The sequence below is a fragment of the Succinivibrio sp. genome, from assembly GCF_045124615.1.
In the GTDB taxonomy this organism is placed as follows: Bacteria; Pseudomonadota; Gammaproteobacteria; order Enterobacterales; family Succinivibrionaceae; genus Succinivibrio; species Succinivibrio faecicola.
Map to the genome: position 1 here is coordinate 1 of NZ_JBGVMC010000134.1, position 2,394 is coordinate 2,394.

Genomic DNA, 2,394 nt, shown 5'->3' on the forward strand with positions numbered 1-2,394 from the left:
ATCAGGCACTTGACGGAGGCATAAGAAAGGCATCTTATACAGTGATAGGTGCTCGCCCAAGCGTTGGTAAAACCGCTCTAGCCGTAAACATAATGGCAGGCATAATGTTTAATGAGCATAAAAACAATGATCCCAAGCCGATCTTGTTTTTCTCACTTGAAATGTCAAGCAACGATATTATTGAGCGTTTATGCGCAGGCTTCACTGGTATAAGTCCAGATCATCTGTTTACAAAAGACGATCCGCAGAATATAAGAAACTCAACAGTGTTTTATGATGTAGGTCATGCCTACAAAGAGGTAATATCCGATTCAAAGGAGCGTACTTATCTTGCTATATGCGATAAGGCAGGCTTAACTATTGATTCAATAAAAGGCGTAGTTCAGCAGGCGGTTAACCGTTTTGGTGGTTTATCTGCAGTTGTTATTGATTATATTCAGATGATCCCTACTAATCCACAACAAAATCGAGCAAATGCAATAGCTGATATTTCCCGATATTTTGCAGGATTATCAAAAAGTATGAAAATTCCTGTAATTGCTCTTGCTCAGTTAAATCGTGATATGGAAAAGGGATCTAAAGGTGAAATTCGTGCTCCACGTATGAGTGACATTAAAGACTGCGGACAAATAGAGCAGGATGTAGATCTAGGTCTATTACTGCATAGGAATAAAAATGATAATGAGCATATCCAGATTATTATTGGAAAAAATCGCAAAGGTAAATTAGGCACTGTTAATTGTGAGTTTATTGGTGAAACATATCTGTTTATTCCAGAACATAGCGACAATGATAAATTTGATTTTCTTATTGAAAAAGACTGGCAATATGCTTATAAGCAGGCGTTAAAACCTGATTTCAGGAATTAAAAAAAGTATGTAATCTTTCGATCTAGAAAAAAAATATTATTTCTATTATATAAAAAAGAGGTAACAAAAAGATGCAGCTTGACTTATCAGAAAAAGAAATAGAAACAATCTCAGAATGTGTATTGTTTGTGATTCTTTATATAGACCAATATGACAATGACAAAGCAAAACAACTAAAAAATAATTCTGAAAAAATTTATGCAAAAATGGTAGAGATAAGAGCAAAAAAGGATCACAAGAATGAAAATTGAGTTTTTTGTACCAGAGATAAGAGGCAAGGGCAGACCACGTTTGACAAAAAGCGGTCACGCATTTACAGACAAAAAGACACGCAACTATGAGAACCTGGTTAAGCTGCTGGCAATGGAGGCAATGAAGAAAGCTGGGGTAACAGCCACGGATAAGCCTGTAAAGGCAACTATCAACGCCTTTTTTGAAATTCCCAAAAGCTATACAAAGAAGAAAGTGCAGGCAATTATCAATGGAGAGATTAAGCCAGGAAAGCCTGATATGGATAACATAATAAAGTGCGTTGATGGTTGCAATAAAATCATCTTTAAGGATGATGTTCAAATTTATTCAATTACCGCAACAAAATCTTATATCACAAATCTACAACGTTATGGCGTACATTTCATTTTTGAATGGGATTAGTGTTATAATTATTTCTGCAAATCTCAAATAGCATTTGCTAAAAAAAGTGTTTATATATAAAACCGTGACCGCAGGGCGTTTTTACTATCTTTTTTCATAAAAACAGGTGTCACGGTTTTTTATTTGTGCTAATATATCTTTACTTTCCTTATATTTGTTACTGAATAACGCCCTCGATCGTTTTTTTACTCCTTATTGACGATTTGAGGGTTTTTTTTTAATTCCTTGTGGGGTTGACGGCTCAAACGGTTTTCTTTATACTTTTAGTGTTACCTGAATTGAAAAAACTCCTTCGATCCTCCCGGGCGCAATGCCTAATATCGTTGGAGTTTTTTTTATGATCTATATACTTTTTATTTCATTTTACCTAAAAAGTGTTTTAGTCTATGATTATGAATAGATACACTTATCGGAATTTAAAAAAATGGAATTAAAAAATATAATTATTTTTGTCATATCGGGTATATGCTGCGGAGTAATGACGTTTACGATTGCTTGCTACAGATCTAGGCCGCCAGAAATGATAAAAAGAATCGAGTATGCTTTGATCGCCTGTTTCGGGTGCTTTTCTCTTTCGTGGCTGGGAGTGCGCTATTTTCCTGAATACGTGGGGGTATGGGATGCGATTCCGTTAAGTTTTCTTGTAGGTTTTCTCGGCATAGGCAACGTTATAGACGTGCTTGCTAAGAAATACGGCATAAAGGCCGAAAATGGAGATCTGAACAATGAAAACAAATAACCGCAGAAAGCTATCACCTAACGAGTTAATGATCCTTGTATTTTCAGGTGAATTTTCAATTTTATTCGCTTGTATCGTATATCACCTATTGCCCCTCTATGCTTGCATGAGTATAGGGGGTTTCTGTTTGTC

The 2,394-nt window shown here is 35.5% G+C and carries 4 protein-coding genes; all 4 read left to right on the forward strand.

Translation table 11 applies throughout. The features are described 5' to 3' along the window. The coding region (locus ACJML3_RS03580) for a DnaB-like helicase C-terminal domain-containing protein (RefSeq protein WP_406020688.1) at positions 1-869 on the forward strand (869 nt) is incomplete at its 5' end. 71 nt (positions 870-940) lie between these two features. After that, the gene (locus tag ACJML3_RS03585; protein WP_406020690.1) at positions 941-1,120 is read left to right on the forward strand and encodes a hypothetical protein; all 180 of its coding nucleotides are present in this window, start codon (positions 941-943) and stop codon (positions 1,118-1,120) included. Continuing rightward, entirely contained in the window at positions 1,110-1,523 is a 414-nt protein-coding gene (locus ACJML3_RS03590) for a RusA family crossover junction endodeoxyribonuclease (RefSeq protein WP_406020692.1), read from the forward strand. The genes ACJML3_RS03585 and ACJML3_RS03590 overlap by 11 nt, the downstream gene beginning before the upstream one ends. Before the next feature lie 424 nt (positions 1,524-1,947). After that, a complete protein-coding gene (locus ACJML3_RS03595; protein WP_406020694.1) occupies positions 1,948-2,262 on the forward strand; it encodes a hypothetical protein in 315 nt (104 codons plus the stop codon). Positions 2,263-2,394: the final 132 nt, after the last annotated feature.